An 18,855-nucleotide genomic window follows, 5' to 3' on the forward strand; every position below is an offset into this window, starting at 1 on the left:
TTTAGCCACCGTAAGTGTTTGATTTTTCTGGATTTTAGTCCAGTCACACTTGCAGGAGCGAAAAGGCAGGTCGATGCCACCTGCGGCTTTGCCGGAACGATCGCACCCTTTTTCCCCGGTGCATCGCCCCCCAGACCCGCCGGACGAGCCGGCTCCTTGAAACACCCGAACCGGAATACCAACCGGCCCGCGTCGCGCCCCAGGCCCGTCGCCGGTCGGCGGATTAGCGAGACTTCCCCCGTGTTGATCGCACTGCTCTCCACCTTCTGGCGCTGGCTGATGCCACCGCCCGTCGGCGTGCCTGCAGCTGACTCGACCGTCGTGTGGGCCGACGCCGCCCACCCTGCCGCACCCTCGCGGCAGCGACCCCTCCTCGCCCCCATCCACGAGCCCCCGCCCCGTCGACCGAGCTGACAAGTTCATCGGTCGGCAGGGCTTTTTGGCTTTTGCAGGTAGTTCCCCGTTCGTTTCAGGCGCCAGTTCGGCATCAGAAGGCCCACCCCAGGGCATGTTCCGGTCATCCGGTTCGGCAAGGCAGCCGCCATTCCAGGCTCGCCGCGCCGGCTGACCACTGATACGAAAAAAGGTACGCCTCATGAAGCGGATGTTGATCAATGCCACGCAGCCGGAAGAACGCCGCCTGGCCATCGTCGACGGGCAGAAGCTCCTCGACTACGAGATCGAAATCGAAGGGCGCGAACAGCGCAAGGGCAACATCTACAAGGCCGTTGTCACCCGGGTCGAGCCCTCGCTCGAAGCCTGTTTCGTGGACTACGGCGAAGACCGCCACGGCTTCCTGCCGTTCAAGGAAATCTCCCGCCAGTACTTCGCTCCCGGCGTGCCGGCAGGCCAGGCGCGCATCAACGAAGTGATCCGCGAAGGCCAGGAGCTGCTCGTCCAGGTCGAGAAGGAAGAGCGCGGCAACAAGGGCGCGGCGCTCACCACCTTCATCAGCCTGGCCGGCCGCTACGTGGTGCTGATGCCCAACAACCCGCGCGGCGGCGGCGTCTCGCGCCGCATCGAGGGCGAGGACCGGGCCGAGCTCAAGGAGAACATGGACCAGTTGGAATACCCCAACGGCATGTCCATCATCGCGCGCACCGCCGGCATCGGCCGCTCGGCGCCCGAACTCCAGTGGGACCTGAACTACCTGCTCAAGCTCTGGACCGCCATCGAAGGCGCCTCCAAGGGCACCAAGGGCGCCTTCCTGATCTACCAGGAATCCAGCCTCGTCATCCGCGCCATCCGTGACTACTTCAATCACGACATCGGCGACATCCTGATCGACACCGACGACATCTTCGAGCAGGCGCACCAGTTCATGGCGCACGTCATGCCCGAGCATGCCGGCCGCGTGAAGCGCTACCGCGACGACGCCGCCCTGTTCAGCCGCTTCCAGATCGAGCACCAGATCGAATCGGCCTACGCCCGCACCGTGCAGCTGCCCTCGGGCGGCGCCATCGTGATCGACCACACCGAGGCGCTGGTCTCGATCGACGTCAACTCCGCGCGCGCCATCAAGGGCAGCGACATCGAGGAAACCGCCACCCGCACCAACCTGGAAGCCGCCGACGAAGTGGCCCGACAGATGCGCCTGCGCGACCTCGGCGGCCTGATCGTCATCGACTTCATCGACATGGACGAGAGCAAGAACCGCCGCGAGGTCGAGAACCGCCTGCGCGACGCGCTGCGGCAGGACCGCGCGCGGGTGCAGTTCGGCACGATCAGCAAGTTCGGCCTGATGGAAATGAGCCGCCAGCGCCTCAAGCCCGCGCTGTCCGAAGGCTCCTCCATCCCCTGCCCGCGCTGCGGCGGCTCCGGCCACATCCGCGACACGGAAAGCTCGGCCCTGCAGACGCTGCGCATCATTCAGGAAGAGTCCATGAAGGACAACACCGCCGCCGTGCACGTGCAGGTGCCGGTGGAAGTGGCCTCCTTCCTGTTGAACGAGAAGCGCAACGAGATCACCAAGATCGAGATGAAGCAGCGCGTCAACGTGATGCTGGTGCCCAACAAGTCGCTGGACACCCCGCACTACCGCCTGGAACGCCTGAAGCACGACGACCCGCGCCTGGACAACATCGACGCCAGCTACAAGCTCGCCGACGAGATCGAGGACCCGACCACCATCACCCGCCGCTCGCAGGAGCCGACCAACCGCCAGACGCCGGTCATCAAGGGCGTGCTGCCCGATGCACCCGCGCCGCAGCCGGTGGCCCGGCCGGCCGCGCCGGTGGCGCAGGCACCGGTCGCCGCTCCGGCACCGGCACCGGTGGCAGCACCGGCCGCGACGCCGGTCGAGATCGGCTTCTGGGGCTGGATCAAGAGCCTGTTCGCCGCACCGCCGGCCGCGGCACCCGCACCGGTGGCAGCGCCCGCGCCCGCCGCGGCGCCTGCCGACGAGCAGCGCCGTGGTGGCCGTGGCCCGCGTCGCGATGGCCGCGGTGAGGGCCGCGGTGAGGGCCGTGGCGAAGGCCGCGGTGAAGGCCGTGGCGGTGAAGGCCGCGGCGACGGACGTGGCGGACGCCGCGACGGTCGCAACGGCGAAGGCCGCAGCCCTGAAGGCCGCGGCGACCGCAACGAAGCCAACGGCGAACGCGCCGAACGCAGCGAGCGCACCGAGCGTGGCGAGGCCCGTCCTCCCCGCGGCGGTGAACGTGGTGAACGCGGCGAGCGTGCAGACCGCGGCGAACGCGTGGAACGTGGCGAACGCGCCGAACGCGCTCCCCGTGAAGGCGGCCGCGGCGGCCGTCCCCCGCGTGACGGCGAACGCCTGGCACCCGCACCGGAAGCCGTGGCGGACGCAGCCGCCCTGGGTGCCGTCGGCGCCGACGCAGCCGTCGTGACCGAAGCGCCCCGCCGTGAACGTGGCGAACGCCCCGAAGGCGGCCGTGGCCGCGGACGCGGCGGCCGTGGCCCGCGCAGCGAAAACGGCGAACAAGGGCAAGCCGCCGGCGACGAGCCGCGTGCCGAAGGCAACACCGCCCCGGTCGACAACATCGACAACGGCGACGGCACCAACGCCCCGCTGACGGCCGAGGGCGAACGCCCCCGCCGTTCGCGTGACCGTTACGGCCGCGACCAGCGCCGTGACCGTGGCGAACGCGGCGAGCGCGCTCCCGCGGAAGCCGGCGAAGCCGCTGCACCGGATGCCGGCGAACATGCCGACTCCGGCCAGGGCGGCATCTTCGATGCCTTCCGTGCACCGGCCCCGGCAGCCGCCGAGCCGCAAGGCGCCGCATCGGCCCAGCCGGCCGACGCAGCCGAAGGCGAGGAAGCCCCGGCGGCCCGCCCGCCGCGTGCCCGCCGCGAACGTTCGGACCGTGGTGAGCGTTCGGAACGCGGTGAACGCAGCGAGCGTGGCGAACGCGCCCCGCAAGCGGCCGAACCCGCCGTCAGCACCGAAGCACTGCCGCTGGAAAGCGCCGTGGCCGCGCCGGCTCCGGCAGCGCCTGCCGTCTCCGAGCCGGCCCCCGCCGTGTACGCGGAACCGGTTGTGGCCGTCGCCACTCCGGTGGCGGCACCTGCCGTTGCTGCGGCTCCGGCTGCGCCGGTCGCACCGGTCGCGGAGGCCGCACCGGCTCCCGTCGCCGCACCGGCAGCCCCGGCGGTCGTCGCAGCGCCCGTGGCAGCCCCGGCCGCCACGGCCTTCGTCCTGCCGATCGACGATCTGCACCAGATCGCCCAGGGCAGCGGCCTGCAGTGGGTCAACTCCGACAGCACCAAGATCGCCGCCGCCCAGGCTGCGATGGCCGCCGAGCCCCAGCCGGTCCGCGTGCCGCGCGAGCGCCCGCCGGCCGTGGTGCTGGACGAGGGCCCGCTGGTGCTGGTGGAAACCCGCCGCGACCTCGCCGACATGAAGCTGCCTTTCGAGCAGCGCTGAGCCCGGCCACGGCGACAATCGCCGTGTGACGCCCGCCCGCGTGGCGGGCGTTTTGCATTCCGGGCCACGCGGCCCGACCCGATCAACGTCCAGCCCCTCCAGATCGCGATGCTCTTCCTGCTCTCTCCCGCCAAGTCGCTCGACTACGAAACACCGGCGCCCGCCGGCCTGCGTGCGACCACTCCGCAGTTCATCCCGCAGGCCGAGACCCTGATCGAGGTGCTGCGCGAATATTCGCCGCAGCGCATCGCCTCGCTGATGTCGCTGTCGGATGCGCTGTCGGCGCTCAACGTCGGCCGCTACCAGGCCTGGTCGCCGCGTTTCACCGCGGAGAACTCCAAGCAGGCGGTGCTGGCCTTCAACGGCGATGTCTACGAAGGCCTGGCCGCCGCCAGCCTCAGCGAAGACGAACTGGAATGGGCCCAGTCGCACATCGCCATCCTGTCGGGCCTGTACGGCGTGCTGCGGCCGCTCGACCGGCTGCAGCCCTACCGCCTGGAGATGGGCACCCGCCTGCCCACCAATGCCGGCGCCGACCTCTATCACTTCTGGGGCCGGCAGATCGCCGACCACCTCAACAGCCAGCTGCAGGCCGACCGCACGCCGGTGGTCATCAACCTGGCTTCGCAGGAATACTTCCGCGCGGTCGACACCAAGGTGCTGAAGGCGCGTGTCGTCGAATGCGTGTTCCAGGAATGGAAGGGCGGCCTCTACAAGATCATCAGCTTCCACGCCAAACGCGCGCGCGGCCTGATGGCGCGCTACGCCGTGCGGCACCGGCTGCAGACACCCGAGCAGCTGCAGGCCTTCGACCTCGAAGGCTATGGTTTCGACGCCGCCGCCTCCACGCCCGAGCGCCTGGTGTTCCGCCGCAAGACGGCCTGATACGAATATCCGCCGCCGCGCCGCTATCCTCGCCCGCCATGACGACGACCGACTCCGCCCATTCCGCCCAGGCCGTGACGCCCGAACTGCGCCGGTGGATCATCGAACAGGCCGAGGCCGGCTTCGCCGCGCCGGTCATCCTGCGCTCCATGGTCGATGCCGGCTGGCGCGAGGACACCGCCGCGCAGGCCATGGAATCCACGCTGCGCAGCCACCTGGCGGTGGGGCAGGAAGCGGCTGCCGACATGCCTGCGGGCGTGCAGGTGCCGGCACCCGCGCTGGACGACGCCCCGCTCTACATCGACGCCGGCGACCGGCAGGTGCATGTGCTGCAGTCCATGAGCTCGCCGCATGTGGTCGTCTTCGGCAACCTGCTGAGCGATGCCGAATGCGACGCGCTGATCGCCGATGCCCGGCCGCGCATGAAGCGTTCGCTCACCGTGGCCACCAAGACCGGCGGCGAGGAGGTCAATGCCGACCGCACCAGCGACGGCATGTTCTTCGCCCGCGGCGAGACGCCGGTGGTGCAGGCCCTGGAAGCGCGCATCGCCCGCCTGGTCGGCTGGCCGCTGGCCAACGGCGAAGGCCTGCAGGTGCTGCGTTACCCGCCCGGCGCGGAATACAAGCCGCACTACGACTATTTCGACCCGGCCGAGCCCGGCACGCCCAGCATCCTCAAGCGCGGCGGCCAGCGTGTGGCCACGCTGGTGATCTATCTCAACGAGCCGGCCCGCGGCGGCGGCACCGTGTTCCCGGACATCAACCTGACCGTCGCCCCCAAACGCGGCAACGCCGTCTTCTTCAGCTACGACCGGCCGCATCCCGCCACCCGCACCCTGCATGGCGGCGCGCCCGTCATCGAGGGCGAGAAGTGGATCGCCACCAAATGGCTGCGCGAACGCGAATTCACATGAGCACACCCCAGGCACCCGCCGCCAACACCCCGGAACAATCGCTGCTCGGCAAACCCGCGCCCTATGCGGCGCAGTACGACCCCGGCCTGCTGTTCCCCCTGCCGCGCGCGGACAAACGCGCCGAAATCGGCATCGAGGGCGCGCCGCCCTTCTTCGGCGCCGACCTCTGGACCGCCTTCGAGATCAGCTGGCTCAACAGCCGCGGCAAGCCGCAGATCGCGCTGGCGCATTTCACAGTGCCCTGCGAGACACCCAACATCGTCGAGAGCAAGTCCTTCAAGCTCTACCTCAACAGCTTCAACGACAGCCGTTTCGACAGCGCCGACGAGGTGCGCGCCCGCATCCGCGCCGATGTCTCCGAAGCCGTCTGGCGCGGCGCAGCCCAGCCCTCCACCATCGGCGTGCGGCTGGTACTGCCCGAGGAATTCGGCCGCGAACGCATCGAGGACCTCGAAGGCCTGAGCCTGGACCGGCTGGACCTCGACTGCGAGCGCTACACGCCGGCGCCCGAGTTCCTCACCGCCGCCTTCGACGAAACCCCGGTCAACGAAACGCTGGTCAGCCACCTGCTCAAGAGCAATTGCCTGGTGACCGGCCAGCCCGACTGGGGCAGCGTGCAGATCCGCTACAGCGGCCCGCAGATCGACCAGGCCGGGCTGCTGCGTTATCTCATCAGCTTTCGCAACCACCACGAGTTCCACGAGCAGTGCGTGGAGCGCATCTTCATGGACATCTGGCAGCGCTGCCGGCCCGGCAAGCTGGCGGTCTTCGCGCGCTACACACGCCGCGGCGGACTCGACATCAACCCCCTGCGCACCAGCCATCCGCAGGCCCTGCCCGGCACCGCGCGCACCGCCCGGCAGTGACCATGCGCACCGCCGGTTTGCCCCCTGCACGCCTGTGTCTTTTGACGCCAAAGTGCCCGTCACCCGCTGATACACTGGCCGGTTAATGCCTCCCCAGCCAACGCCGTCGCTTACTGCGCACATGCCTGCGCCATCGCCCGTGCCGTCCCAGGCTGTGCAGGCGGTCGATGCCCTGGCCGCGCTGCGTGCCGCCACCGCGGACCAACACGCCCGACTCGACAGCCGCCTGCCCATCGCCCGCGACGGCGCGCAGCCGGCCGACTATGCGCAGCACCTGGCCATCATCGGCGACTGGCTGGCCGAAATCGACCGGCTGCCCCTGGCCCGCACGGACCTGCCCGGCGGCTGGCCAGAAGCCCAGCGCGCCCGCCGCGAACGTATCGCCGCCGACCTGGCCGACTTTTCCGCCGCCCCCGCTTCCGGCACGCCCGCCAGCCAGCCGCCGGCAACGCCGCCCGCCGGCTTCGGCTGGGGCGTGGCCTATGTGGTCGAAGGCTCGCAGCTGGGCGGGCTGATGCTGTACCGCCGGCTGCGCGAATCGCTCCAGCCCCATGCCCTGCGTTATCTGCAGGGCGATGGCGGCAGCGGCGCCTGGCCGCGTTTCCTGGGCGAGCTGCGCGCGGCCATCGCCACGCCCGCCATGCTGGACGGCGCACGCACCGGCGCCGAATGGGCTTTCGCCAGCCTGGGCGAGCGCTTCGAAGATGTCGGAGCCATGGCATGAGCCTCGCCGTCACGCACATCCCGCAGCCCCGGGCGACCCTGGAGAGCTGCGACCGCGAGCCCATCCACATTCCCGGCGCGGTGCAGTCGCACGGCGTGCTGCTGGCCTTCGGCCTGGACGGCAGCCTGCGCTTTCGCAGCGCCAATGCGGCGCGGGCGCTGGGCCTTCTTCCCGAACTGGGCGAGCGGCTGGCGCCCGGCCATCTCGATGCCGACAGCGAGATCCGCGTGCTGATCGAAGAGGCCCTGGAATCGTCGCGGCTGGAACCGATCCAGCCCATGTCCAACGAGGTCTCGGTCGGCGAACAGATCTACGACCTGATCCTGCACCAGTCCGGCGATCTGCTGGTGGCCGAGTTCGAAAGCCGCGGCGAGGATGCCGACACCCTGGCCAGCTTCGCCCTGAAGGCGCACCGCGCCATGGACCGGCTCAAGCGCCAGCGCTCCATCGAGAGCCTGCTGGCCTCCGCCACCGAGGACATCCGCCAGCTGACCGGCTTCGACCGTGTCATGGCCTACCGCTTCCGGACCGACGAGAGCGGCGAGGTGATCTCCGAAGCGCGCAATCCGGCGCTCGATGCCTTCCTCGGCCGGCGTTATCCCGCCAGCGACATCCCGGCCCAGGCCCGGCGCCTGTACGTGGTCAACACCCTGCGCATGATCGCCGACGTGGGTTCGCAGCCGGTGGCCATCGAGGGCCTGGCCGATGCCGAGCCGCTGGACCTGAGCCATGCGGTGCTGCGCGCGGTCTCGCCGATCCACATCGAATACCTGGGCAACATGGGCGTGGGCGCCTCCATGAGCGTTTCCATCGTGGTGCAGGGGCGGCTCTGGGGCATGCTGGCCTGCCACCACATGACGCCGCGCCAGGTGCCCTATTCGGTGCGCATGGCCTGCGACGTGATCGCTCAGATCCTGGCCGCCAATGTGCACACGCTGATGGCGCGCGCCCAGGCCCAGCGCGTGGCCGCCGCCGCCACCCTGCGGGCCCGCCTGGTCGAAGACCTGCTGCATGCCGACGACTCGCTGGCCGCGCTGGCCCCGCATGCCGCCACCCTGGCCGCCAACTTCGGCGCGCATGCCGCCTTCATCACCGAGAACCACAACATCGCCGTCGAGGGCGAAGTGCCGGTCGAGACCGCCCGAGCCCTGGCGCGCTGGCTGGCGCGCCATCCGCACAACGACGATTCGGTGATCGGCATCAGCGCGCTCGCCGGCTTTCCCGGCTACCTGCATCCCCTGCTCGACATCTGGTGCGGCATGCTGGCCCTGCGTTTCGACACCAATGCCGACGGCTGGCTGGTGCTGCTGCGCAAGGAGCAGGTCGAGACCATCAACTGGGGCGGCAAGCCCGAGAAGCATTACGTGCACGGCCCCAACGGCCCGCGCCTGACGCCGCGCGGCTCCTTCGACCTGTGGCGCGAGACGGTGCACGGCACCTCCGAAGCCTGGGACGAGGCCGACTTCACCATCGGCCGCCAGATCAGCGACGAACTCGGCCGCGCCACCGCCACCCGCGTCGGCGAGATCAACCGTGCCCGCAACCAGCTGCTGGCGGTGCTCGGCCACGACCTGCGCGATCCGCTGCACTCGATCAGCATGGCCGCGCGGGTGCTGGAAAAGGCGCCGGAGCAGGCCAGTGGCCGCATCGGCCAGCGCATCCAGTCCTCCAGCAGCCGCATGCAGCGGCTGGTCAGCCAGGTGCTGGACATGTCCCGGCTGCAGGGTGGCCTGGGCCTGGGCCTGCAGCTGGAGCCCACCCTGTTGGCGCCGCTCATCGTCGACCTCAGCGAAGAGGCCTGCGTGGCCCATCCGGGGCTGACGGTGCACCACGAACTCGACGCGGGCGTGATGGCCCATGTGGATGCCGACCGGCTCTCCCAGGTGGTCACCAACCTCCTCAGCAACGCCCGCCAGCACGGCGTGCCGGGCGAGCCGGTGGTGCTGCGCCTGCGCGAAGCCGGCGACTCGGTCGAGCTGCAGGTGCGCAATGCCGGCGAGCCCATCCCCGACGACCTGGCCGACACCCTGTTCAACCCCTTCAAGCGCCAGTCGCTCGGCAATCCGCGCAACCGCACCGGGCTGGGCCTGGGGCTGTACATCGCCGACCAGATCGTGCGCGGACACGGCGGCAGCATCTATTATTCTTTCGAGGAGCCGCAGGTCGTTTTCAGCGTGCTCCTGCCACGCGGCAAGCCACAGCCGGCCGACTCCATTGCCTAGGGTTCTCACGTGACACTCAATATCCTCATCGTCGACGACAACCGCGAAGCGGCCGAGCTGTTCCAGGAGCTCCTGGAAATGCAGGACTACGCCGTGCGCTGCGCCTTCACCGGCCAGCAGGCGCTGGACCTGGCGCGCAACGAGAAGGCCGACGTCTACCTGGTCGACCTGACCCTGCCCGATGTGCACGGCACCGACCTGGCCCGCCAGCTGCGCGAGCTCGCCGGCGAGCCGCAACCCATGGTCATCGCGGTGACCGGCCTGGCCTCCGACGGCAGCGAGGAAATGGCGGTGTTCAACCACTTCCTGCAGAAGCCGGTCGATTTCGAGAAGCTGGAACGCATCCTGGCAGGCGCCGCAAAGCTATGAGCGATTCGAACAGCACCGCATGGCTGGCCGCGGGTGTGCGGCATGAACTCTTCATGCGGGTGCTGCCCGCCTTGCGCCACGACATGGCGGGACCGCTGTCGGTAGCGCGCATGGGTGCCACGGTGCTCAAGCGCTACATCGCGGCGCAGCCCTTCGATCCGGCGCTCTGCCTCAAGCGCATGGAGCAGACCGACGAGCAGCTCAACCAGCTGCTGCTGTCGATCCGCACCCTGTCGCGCTGGGACGTGGAAAGCACCGACCGGGTGATCCCCACGCCGGCGCTGCATGCCACCCTGCACCTGGCCCGCCCGATGCTCGACCTGCAGGGCATCGTGCTGGAGACCACCGAGGTGGATGCCCCCGCCAGCTGGCCGCAGCTGCAGCCGGCGCGCGCGCTCTACATGGTGCTCGGCGTGCTCAGCCAGCTGCAGGACAGCGGCCAGGGCCCGCGCAGCATCACCGTGGTGCCCGAGGGCGACACCCTGCGCCTGAGCATGCAGGCCGTCACCCCCACCCTGCCCGGCGACCACCAGCCGGCGCAGCGCCACATGCGTGTCGATGCCCAGGCCCTGCAATGGCTGGCCGACGACCTGCGCTGGCCGATCGAGATCTCCGCCGACACGGTCGTGCTCGGCCGCCCCGACGAGCAATAAGCCCCCCGCTGCGGACGACGGCATCCCGTGCCCCACGATCCGCAGCCTGGCGCCGACGCCTCCCCATCCAAGCGGCCCTCCGGCTGGCTGAGCCGCCTGGGCCCGGGCCTGATCACCGGCGCCGCCGACGACGACCCCAGCGGCATCGCCACCTATTCCCAGGCCGGCGCGCAGTTCGGCCTGGCCACGCTGTGGACCCTGCTGCTCACCTATCCGCTGATGGTGGGCATCCAGGCGGTCAGCGCCCGCATCGGCCGCGTCACCGGCCATGGCCTGGCCGGCAATATGCGGCGGCACTATCCGCGCTGGCTGCTGCAGGCGACCGTGGCCCTGCTGCTGGTGGCCAACGTGGCCAATATCGCGGCCGACCTGTCGGCCATGGGCGACGCGGCCCGGCTGGTGCTGGGCGGGCCGGCGCATCTCTACACCGTGCTCTTCGGCCTGGTCGCGCTGCTGCTGCAGGTCTTCGTGCCCTATGCGCGGTATGTGCGTTTCCTGAAATGGCTGACCCTGGTGCTCTTCGCCTATGTGGCGGTGCTGTTCAGCCTGCAGATTCCCTGGGCGGATGTGGCGCGGGCGACCTTCTGGCCGCGGCTGTCGACCGATACCGGCTATGTCACCACCGTGGTCGCCATCCTCGGCACCACCATCAGCCCCTATCTGTTCTTCTGGCAGGCCTCGCAGGAGGTGGAAGACATGCAGGGCAAACGCCCGCCGGAACGTTCCCTGCTCGAAGCACCGCAGGAGGCGCAGCAGAACTTCCGCCGCATCCGGCTGGACACCGGCTTCGGCATGGCCGTCTCCAACGCCGTGGCCTTCTTCATCATGCTGACCGCGGCGCTCACCCTGCACCGCCATGGCGTGACCGACATCCAATCCTCCGCGCAGGCGGCCGAGGCGCTGCGGCCGATCGCCGGCGAGCTGGCCTTCGGCCTGTTCAGCCTGGGCATCATCGGCACCGGCATGCTGGCGATTCCGGTGCTGGCCGGCTCCGCCGCCTATGCCATGGCCGGCGCCTTCGGCTGGAGCGGCAGCCTGGAATCCAGCCTGCGCGAAGCCAAGGCCTTCTACTCGATCATCGCGGCCGCCATGGTGGCCGGCATTGCGCTCGGCTTCTCGCCGCTGGATCCGATCAAGGCGCTGTTCTGGAGCGCCGTGCTCAACGGCGTGATCGCCGTGCCCATCATGGTGGTGATGATGCTGATGGTGGCCAACCGGCAGGTGATGGGCCGCTTCGTGGCCTCGCGCCGCCTGAAGGTGCTGGGCTGGGCCGCCACCGCGCTGATGGGCGCGGCGGTGCTGGTCATGCTGGCTTTTTGAGCTTGCGGCGGATCTCCCGCGCCAGCTCCTTGTGGTGCTCGCGCAGGAAGCCGAGCAGGCGGTGCTCGGCGGCATGCAGGCGGCGCGGTGTCTTCTGCTTGCCGGTCACCCGCTCCCAGAAGGCCATCATGTCGGACTCGGCGCCGGCCGCCAGGGTCTGGCCGACCTGCAGCACGGCCGGATGCACATAAGACTTCTTGCACACCGCCGGCGTGTTGCCCAGCTGGCGGGCCACTTCGGCCAGCACCGCCTTGGCGCTGTAGGCCTGCTCGCCGCAGCCGCCGCAGGCCAGGCGGGTCAGCTCCAACGCCTGCACCGTGCCGTGCCAGGTGCGGAAGTCCTTGGCGGTGAAATCGGCGCCGGCGGCCTCGCGCAGGTAGTCGTTCACATCCGATGAATCGACCCGGTGCGGCTGGCCGTCCTCGTCCTCGTACTGGAAGAGTTCCTGGCCGGGCAGCTGCTGGCAGACGCGCACCACCCGCGCCACGCGCGGGTCGTCGAGCTTCACCTGCTGCTCCACGCCGCTCTTGCCGCGGAACTTCAGCGTCAGCACGCTGCCGCGCACACCGGCATGCGGCGTGCGCAGCGTGGTCAGGCCGTAGGAGCCGTTGGTCTCGGCGTATTCCTCGTTGCCCACCCGCAGGTAGGTGGTGTCGAGCAGGCGCACCAGCGTGGCCAGCACCACGGTGCGCGAGGGCGCCTTGCCGCGCAGCGGCCGCAGGTCGCGCGCCACCCGGGCGCGGATGCGCGGCAAGGCCTTGCCGAAGGCCTCGATGCGCTCGAACTTGCCTTCGTCGCGCAGCAGGCGCCACTGGGCGTGGTAGCGGTACTGGCGGCGGCCGCGGGCATCCAGGCCGGTGGCCTGCAGATGGCCGTTGGGCAGGGGGCAGATCCACACATCGGTATAGGCCGGCGGGATCGCCAGGCTGTCGATGCGTTTGACCTCCGCCGCATCGGCAATGCGTTTGCCGTCCTGGCGCCGGTAGGCGAAACGCTTGCCGCTGCGCACCCGGGAAAAACCGGGCATCAGCGGGCTGACATACATCAGCCCGCCGGCCAATGGCGCGGGGGCCGGCACCGGTGTGTCCTCGGTCGGGGCGTGGGGGGCGGCGTCGTACATGGCGGCTTTGCGGGTATCGGTTGATACCGGGTGTAGCCCGCCGCCCGCCGCGCATTTGTAGGACGCCGGCAGCAGCCGCGGCGGGAGGCGCTCCGTTCAGCCGGCAGGCCAGCGATCGGTGAAGACGAATTCCTCCAGCGCCCTGCCCTGGCGCCAGCCCTCGATCTCCAGCATCGGCTGCGGATAGAAGGCCGGCACCGGGCCGATGCACAGCACCGCCACCGCCTGCGCGCCCTCCGGCAGGTCCAGCACCGCGCCGAGCCGCGCCGGATCGAACAGCGAGACCCAGCCCATGCCCAGGTTCTCGACCCGCGCCGCCAGCCAGAGGTTCTGGATCGCACAGGCCACCGAACACAGCGCCATGTCGCGCGGCATGGTGCGGCGGCCGAAGACGGTGCCGTCGTCCGGCGCCAGCACGGCCACCAGCAGCAGCGCGGCTTCACGCACGCCTTCCACCTTCAGGGCCAGGAACTCGTCGGAGCGCAGGCCCATGCAGTCGGCCGTGGCCAGGCGTTCCTGCTCGACCAGGTCGGCGATGCGTTCGCGCTGCGCCGCATCCTGGATGCGCAGCAGCCGCCAGGGCTGCATCAGGCCGACCGAGGGCGCCGTGTGCGCGGCCGCCAGCAGGCGCTGCAGCACCTCGTCGGCGACGGTCTGGCCGGGCAGGAAATGCCGCATGTCGCGGCGGGTGGACAGGATCTGGTGGAGGGTTTCGCGCTCGGCTGCCGTGAAGGCGGTGGCGGCGGGAGCGGCGGAATCAGCGGAATCGGCGGGGCACATCGGCCGAGCTTAAAGGCTCAGCGCGGCCGCCGCCTCAGAACAAGGCCGGTGTATGTCCGCGTTGCGGCTCGGCTTCGGACGGTGCCGCGTCCGCCTCATCGCCCCGCACCAGCGTGCCGGCGCGCACGCCCAGCAGGCGCAGCCGGCGCTCCAGCGGCACACGCTTCAGGCACTGGCCCGCCAGGCGGCGGATCTGCACCGCGTCGTCCACCGCCACTTCCACCGTCAGGTCGCGGGTGGCGATGCGGAAATCGTCGTAGCGCAGCTTGATGCCGATGGTCTTGCTGCGGTAGCCCTTGCGCTGCAGGTCCTCGGCCACCTTCTCGCAGAGCGCGGTGAAGATGCGGCCGAGTTCCTCCCGGTCGCGCACCGCGTGCAGGTCGCGCTCGAAGGTGGTCTCGCGGCTCATCGAGACCGGCTCGCTCTCTGTCGTGACCGGCCGGTCGTCCTGTCCCCAGGCCACGCGGTGCATCCAGGCGCCGGTGGACTTGCCGAAGTGGGCGATCAGCCATTCGGGCGTCTGCGCCGCCAGCTCGCCGATGGTGCGGATGCCGAGCGTCTCCAGCTTGGCATCCGCTTTGGGGCCGATGCCGTTGATCTTGCGTGCCGGCAGCGGCCAGATGCGCGGCTGCAGGTCGGCCTCGTACACGATGGAGATGCCGTTGGGCTTGTCGAACTCGCTGGCCATCTTGGCCAGCAGCTTGTTGGGCGCCACGCCGATCGAGCAGGTCAGGCGCGTGGCCTCGAAAATCTGCCGCTGGATCAGCCGCGCCAGCACCTTGCCGCCCTCGCGCTGGCCGCCCGGCACCTCGGTGAAGTCGATGTAGACCTCGTCCACCCCGCGGTCCTCCATCAGCGGCGCGATGTCGGTGACGATGCCCTTGAAGGTGCGCGAGAAATGCCGCACCCGCTCGAAGTCCACCGGCAGCAGGATTGCCTGCGGGCACAGCTTGGCGGCCTTCATCAGGCCCAGCGCCGAGCCCACGCCGAACTGGCGGGCTTCATAGGTGGCGGTGGTGGCCACGCCGCGGCCGGTGTAGCCGCGCAGGCGGGGGAAGGCGTCGATGGGGATGTCTTCCAGCGCACGTCCGTCGGGCGGCGTGACCAGGGCGCCGTCCACCGCCCGGCGCCCGCCGCCGATCACCACCGGCAGGCCTTTCAGCTGCGGGTAGCGCAGCAGTTCGACGGACGCGAAGAAGGCGTCCATGTCGAGGTGGGCGATGCGGCGCAGCGGAAGATCGGAAGACACGCCGGCGAGGATAAAGCCAGGCGCACCAGCCGAGGTGCACGGGGGCTTCCGGCGCTCAGGTTCTCCAGAGCCAGCCTTGATCGAGCAGCCGCCGCCCGAGCAACATCAGCGCCGCATCGCGGCCCCAGGCCAGCGGGCCGGTGGCGTGGAAGATGCGCGACTGGCGCCGCGCCCGCGCCTGCACCTGCCCCACCCGCTGCCAGCGGTGCAGGGCGTAGCGGGCCAGGCAGAGGCGCACATCGTCGATGTCCATGGCCAGCACCCGCTGCAGCTCGGCGGCGTCTTCCAGCGCCATGGCCGCGCCCTGGGCCAGGTAGGGCAGCATGGGATGGGCGGCGTCGCCCAGCAGGGCGATGCGCTCCCTGGCCAGGGCCTGCGGGCCGGCGACCGGATCGCGGTCGTGCAGCATCCAGCGGCGCCAGTGCGGCGCGGCCCCGGCCAGGTCGCGCAGACCGGTGCCGGCATGCGCCAGCAGCTGCGCCACTTCCGCCGGGGCGGCTTGGGCGTTCCAGTCCTGCGGCGCGGTGCCGCGGGCCGATGCGGGCAGGCCTTCGGCCAGCACCACCAGATTGAGCAGTTCGCCGCGGCGCACCGGATAGGCCACCACATGCAGGCGCGCACCCAGCCAGACATTCACGCCCGCGTATTCGCAGCGCAGCGGGGCCGGCAGGGCATCGCGCGGGATCAGCGTGCGCCAGGCGAACTGGCCGGTGGGAAGGGGCTCGCCGTCGCCCGCGCCGGTCACCTGCCGGCGCAGGCGGCTCCAGACGCCGTCGGCGACGATCAGGGCCTCGCCCTCGGACCGGCCGGCATCGCTCGACGCGCGCCGACAGGCCAGGGCCAGGCTTTCCGGCGTCGCGCCGGACGGCGCGGCATCCAGGGCCTCGGTGCCCAGGTGCAGCACCGACTCGCCGCTCGCTTCCACCGCGGCCAGCAGCAGGCCGTGCAGATCGGCCCGGTGCAGCGCCGCATAGGGCGCCCCGTAGCGCGCCGCCACCTCGCGGCCCAGCGGCATGCGGCCCAGCACCCGGCGGCCCGTCGCGCTGCGCACCGTGATCGAGTCGGGAAAGAAGGCCACCGCCTGCAGCGCATCCGACAGGCCCCAGTCCTGCAGCACGCGGGTGGCGTTGGGGCCCAGCTGCAACCCCGCACCGACTTCGCCGAATGCCTCGGCCCGTTCGAACACCCGCGCGCGCCAGCCGGCGCGGTTGCAGGCCAGCGCCGCCGCCAGCCCACCGATACCGCCGCCGGCGATCAACATCTCACGCGAATACGCAACCGCCATCGGTCAGTCGAGCAGGCCCTGCTGCTGCTCCATCTCGCCGATCGGCAGCGGCCGACCGAAGAGATAGCCCTGGAAGGAGCGGCAGCCGTGGCGCCGCAGGAAGTCGAACTGCCCTTCGGTCTCCACGCCCTCGGCCACCACCTCCAGCCCCAGGCTCAGCGCCAGGCCGAGCGTGGTGCGCACGATGGCGGCGTCGTTGGGATCGGTGAGCAGGTCGCGCACGAAGGACTGGTCGATCTTCAGCTGGTCCAGCGGCAGGCGTTTCAGGTAGCTGAGCGATGAATAGCCGGTGCCAAAATCGTCCAGCGAGAAACCCACGCCGCGCGCCCGCAGCCGGCCCATCTTGCCGAGGATGTCCTCGACGTCGTGGAACAGCAGGCTTTCGGTGAGTTCGAACTTCAGCCTGCGCGCATTGGCGCCTGTGGTGCCGAGCACTTCCTCGACCTGGTCGATGAAGTCCGGATGCCGGAACTGCCGGGCACTCACGTTGATCGCGATGTTGAGGTGCCGCGTGGCCGCGCGCCGGTCCCACAGCACCAGCTGCTGGCAGGCCTGGCGCAGCACCCATTGGCCCAGCGGCAGGATCAGCCCGCTCTCCTCGGCCAGCGGGATGAAGGCCAGCGGCGGCACCAGGCCGCGGGTGGGATGCATCCAGCGTACCAGGGCTTCCGCGCCCAGGATGCGGCCGCCGGCATCGACCACCGGCTGGTAGTGCAGCCGCAGCTCGTCCCGGCCCAGGCCCAGCCGCAGGTCGGCCTCCAGCACCGAGCGCTCGCGCAGCCGCGCCTGCATCTCCGGGTCGAAGAAACGCACGGTGTTGCGGCCGGCGGCCTTGGCCTGGTGCACCGCCAGGTCGGCGCGTTTGAGCAACTCGTCGGCCGGCAGCGCCGTGCCGCCGCCGAACAGGGCCACGCCGATGCTGCCGCTGGCATGGTGCTGGCGCTCGCCGATGGAAAACGGGCCGTGCAGCTGCGCCAGCAGTTCGGCGGCGATGCGCCGGGCCTCGGCCAGGGCCGGCTCGATGTCGCTGCCGAGGTTCTCGCAGATCAGCACGAACTCGTCGCCGCCGAAGCGCGCCGCGCTGCGGCCCGGCGCGGCGCGCTCCACCAGGCGGCCGGCGATCTGCTGCAGCAGCTGGTCGCCCGCGGCATGGCCCAGGATGTCGTTGAGGTCCTTGAAATGGTCGATGTCCAGGAACAGCACCGCGCCGTGGTGGCCCAGTTGGGCGGCCTCGTCGAGCGCGGCCTGCAGCCGGCTCAGCAGCAGGCGCCGGTTGGGCAGGCCGGTCAGGGCGTCGTAGAAGGCCAGGCGTTCGACCTCGTGCTCGGCACGCTTGCGGTCGGTGACGTCGCGGGCGATGCCGATCAGGCCGGAGACCTTGCCGCGCGCATCCAGCACCGGCGTCTTGATGATGTCGAACACGCCGCTGCGGTGAACGCCGCGCAGCGTTTCCTCGCCGCGGTAGGCCTGGCCGGTGCGCATGGCGGCGAGGTCCTCGTTGCGCGAGCGCTCGGCGGTGTCCGGGTCGTAGAGATCGCCGTAGCTGCGGCCGACGAGCTCGCCCTGGCGCAGTCCGTAGAAAGCCTCGAAGGCGCGGTTGCAGGCCCGGTAGATGCCTTCGGCATCGCGGTAGAAGACCATGTCGGGGACGGCTTCGAACAGGCCGCGCAGCTCGGCCTGCTTCTCGGCCAGGGCGATCTCGGCGCGGCGGCGCACGCTGTCGTCGATGGCGATGGACATGACGCCGCGCACGCTGCCGTCGGCCGCCCGCTCCGGCACCATGGAGTTGTAGCGCCAGTGCGTGACGCCGTCGCGCTGCAGCTGGTTCTCGAAGACGCTGGGCTGGCCCCGAAGCGCCGCCTGCAGGCGCGGCTCCAGGGCGGCGTAACGGGTCGGCCCGATGAACTCGTCGAGCTTGCGCCCCACCATCTCGGCGGCCGGCCGGCCGTACCAGCGCGCATGGGCATCGTTGACGAAATGCAGCCGCAGCGAGGTGTCGAAGAGGCTGACGCAAAAGGGCAGGCGGTTGAGCGCGTCGAGCCAGACGGCGTCCTCGCCCAGCCGGGGATCGGTCTCGTCCGGGCCGAGGTCGAGCAGCACGCCGTCCCATTGGGTGGAGTCGGAGCCGGGCAGCGGTACGGCATGCAGGCGCATCCTGCGCAGCGTGCCATCGGCGCGGCGCAGGCGCAGGGCCAGCGCCACACCCTCCTGGCGGGCCTGGGCCGCACGCAGGGCCTTGATCAGGGTGGCACGTTCGGAGTGTGGCAGCAGGCGCCAGCCGCGCCGGGCCTCGGCCATCAGCTCCGGGACCGTCACGCCGCAGGTCTGCGCCAGGCCATCGCCCAGGCTGAGGAAGCGGCCGGCGGGGCCGCCGCCCGCCTGCCAGCGGAACAGCACCGCACCCGGCAGGCCCTGGCCAAGCCAATGCGCCGTCGATGGAGGCGACGCTTCTGGTGTGCCGCGGTCCTTACCGCTGGCGGGGGCTTGCTTCATCCGGACGCTTCCTCGCTGGGCGGAACCGCTCAAAGCGGCCCCGGCCCGATGGAGTCTAACGCCGGAGTGCCCCGCCTCCTGCGGGGGTGGGC

14 protein-coding genes are annotated in these 18,855 nt (G+C 70.6%); 9 read left to right on the forward strand and 5 right to left on the reverse strand.

The window, feature by feature from the left end; translation table 11 throughout:
- Positions 1 to 595 precede the first annotated feature (595 nt).
- The 9 genes from GT347_RS08635 (at position 596) to GT347_RS08675 (ending at position 11,836) form a co-directional block, all read left to right on the forward strand.
- On the forward strand, positions 596 to 3,883 hold the full coding sequence (locus GT347_RS08635; RefSeq protein WP_160551572.1) for an Rne/Rng family ribonuclease: 3,288 nt from the start codon (positions 596 to 598) through the stop codon (positions 3,881 to 3,883).
- Positions 3,884 to 3,991: 108 nt separating this feature from the next.
- Positions 3,992 to 4,768 carry a peroxide stress protein YaaA gene (gene yaaA, locus GT347_RS08640; protein WP_160551573.1) on the forward strand — a complete coding sequence of 259 codons (777 nt, stop codon included), beginning with the start codon at positions 3,992 to 3,994 and terminating at the stop codon, positions 4,766 to 4,768.
- Positions 4,769 to 4,806: 38 nt separating this feature from the next.
- The gene (locus GT347_RS08645; protein ID WP_160551574.1) at positions 4,807 to 5,682 is read left to right on the forward strand and encodes a 2OG-Fe(II) oxygenase; all 876 of its coding nucleotides are present in this window, start codon (positions 4,807 to 4,809) and stop codon (positions 5,680 to 5,682) included.
- Complete coding sequence (gene queF, locus GT347_RS08650; protein ID WP_160551575.1) at positions 5,679 to 6,548, forward strand: NADPH-dependent 7-cyano-7-deazaguanine reductase QueF; 870 nt, start codon at positions 5,679 to 5,681, stop codon at positions 6,546 to 6,548. Before GT347_RS08645 ends, queF begins: the two co-directional genes overlap by 4 nt.
- 139 nt (positions 6,549 to 6,687) lie before the next feature.
- The gene (locus GT347_RS08655; RefSeq protein ID WP_160551576.1) at positions 6,688 to 7,272 is read left to right on the forward strand and encodes a biliverdin-producing heme oxygenase; all 585 of its coding nucleotides are present in this window, start codon (positions 6,688 to 6,690) and stop codon (positions 7,270 to 7,272) included.
- Positions 7,269 to 9,494, forward strand: a complete 2,226-nt coding sequence (locus GT347_RS08660; RefSeq protein ID WP_160551577.1) for an ATP-binding protein — start codon at positions 7,269 to 7,271, stop codon at positions 9,492 to 9,494. Before GT347_RS08655 ends, GT347_RS08660 begins: the two co-directional genes overlap by 4 nt.
- A gap of 9 nt (positions 9,495 to 9,503) precedes the next feature.
- Entirely contained in the window at positions 9,504 to 9,863 is a 360-nt protein-coding gene (locus tag GT347_RS08665; protein ID WP_160551578.1) for a response regulator, read from the forward strand.
- Positions 9,860 to 10,516 carry a sensor histidine kinase gene (locus GT347_RS08670; protein ID WP_160551579.1) on the forward strand — a complete coding sequence of 219 codons (657 nt, stop codon included), beginning with the start codon at positions 9,860 to 9,862 and terminating at the stop codon, positions 10,514 to 10,516. The genes GT347_RS08665 and GT347_RS08670 overlap by 4 nt, the downstream gene beginning before the upstream one ends.
- A 27-nt stretch (positions 10,517 to 10,543) precedes the next feature.
- Positions 10,544 to 11,836, forward strand: a complete 1,293-nt coding sequence (locus GT347_RS08675) for an NRAMP family divalent metal transporter (RefSeq protein ID WP_160551580.1) — start codon at positions 10,544 to 10,546, stop codon at positions 11,834 to 11,836.
- On the opposite strand, the gene GT347_RS08680 is transcribed toward GT347_RS08675, so the two are convergent.
- From GT347_RS08680 to GT347_RS08700, 5 genes are all read right to left on the reverse strand, one after another.
- Positions 11,820 to 12,956 (reverse strand): DNA topoisomerase IB, encoded by a 1,137-nt coding sequence (locus GT347_RS08680; protein WP_160551581.1) that lies wholly within the window; start codon positions 12,954 to 12,956, stop codon positions 11,820 to 11,822. The genes GT347_RS08675 and GT347_RS08680 overlap by 17 nt on opposite strands.
- A gap of 96 nt (positions 12,957 to 13,052) precedes the next feature.
- The gene (bluB, locus tag GT347_RS08685) at positions 13,053 to 13,736 is read right to left on the reverse strand and encodes a 5,6-dimethylbenzimidazole synthase (protein WP_160551582.1); all 684 of its coding nucleotides are present in this window, start codon (positions 13,734 to 13,736) and stop codon (positions 13,053 to 13,055) included.
- A 34-nt stretch (positions 13,737 to 13,770) separates the two neighbouring features.
- Positions 13,771 to 14,943 (reverse strand): Y-family DNA polymerase, encoded by a 1,173-nt coding sequence (locus tag GT347_RS08690; protein WP_160555269.1) that lies wholly within the window; start codon positions 14,941 to 14,943, stop codon positions 13,771 to 13,773.
- Positions 14,944 to 15,040: 97 nt separating this feature from the next.
- A complete protein-coding gene (locus tag GT347_RS08695; RefSeq protein WP_229722800.1) occupies positions 15,041 to 16,246 on the reverse strand; it encodes an FAD-dependent monooxygenase in 1,206 nt (401 codons plus the stop codon).
- 27 nt (positions 16,247 to 16,273) lie between these two features.
- The gene (locus tag GT347_RS08700; RefSeq protein ID WP_160551584.1) at positions 16,274 to 18,763 is read right to left on the reverse strand and encodes a putative bifunctional diguanylate cyclase/phosphodiesterase; all 2,490 of its coding nucleotides are present in this window, start codon (positions 18,761 to 18,763) and stop codon (positions 16,274 to 16,276) included.
- Between the last annotated feature and the right edge of the window lie 92 nt (positions 18,764 to 18,855).

The sequence above is a fragment of the Xylophilus rhododendri genome, assembly GCF_009906855.1.
Classification (GTDB): domain Bacteria; phylum Pseudomonadota; class Gammaproteobacteria; order Burkholderiales; family Burkholderiaceae_C; genus Xylophilus; species Xylophilus rhododendri.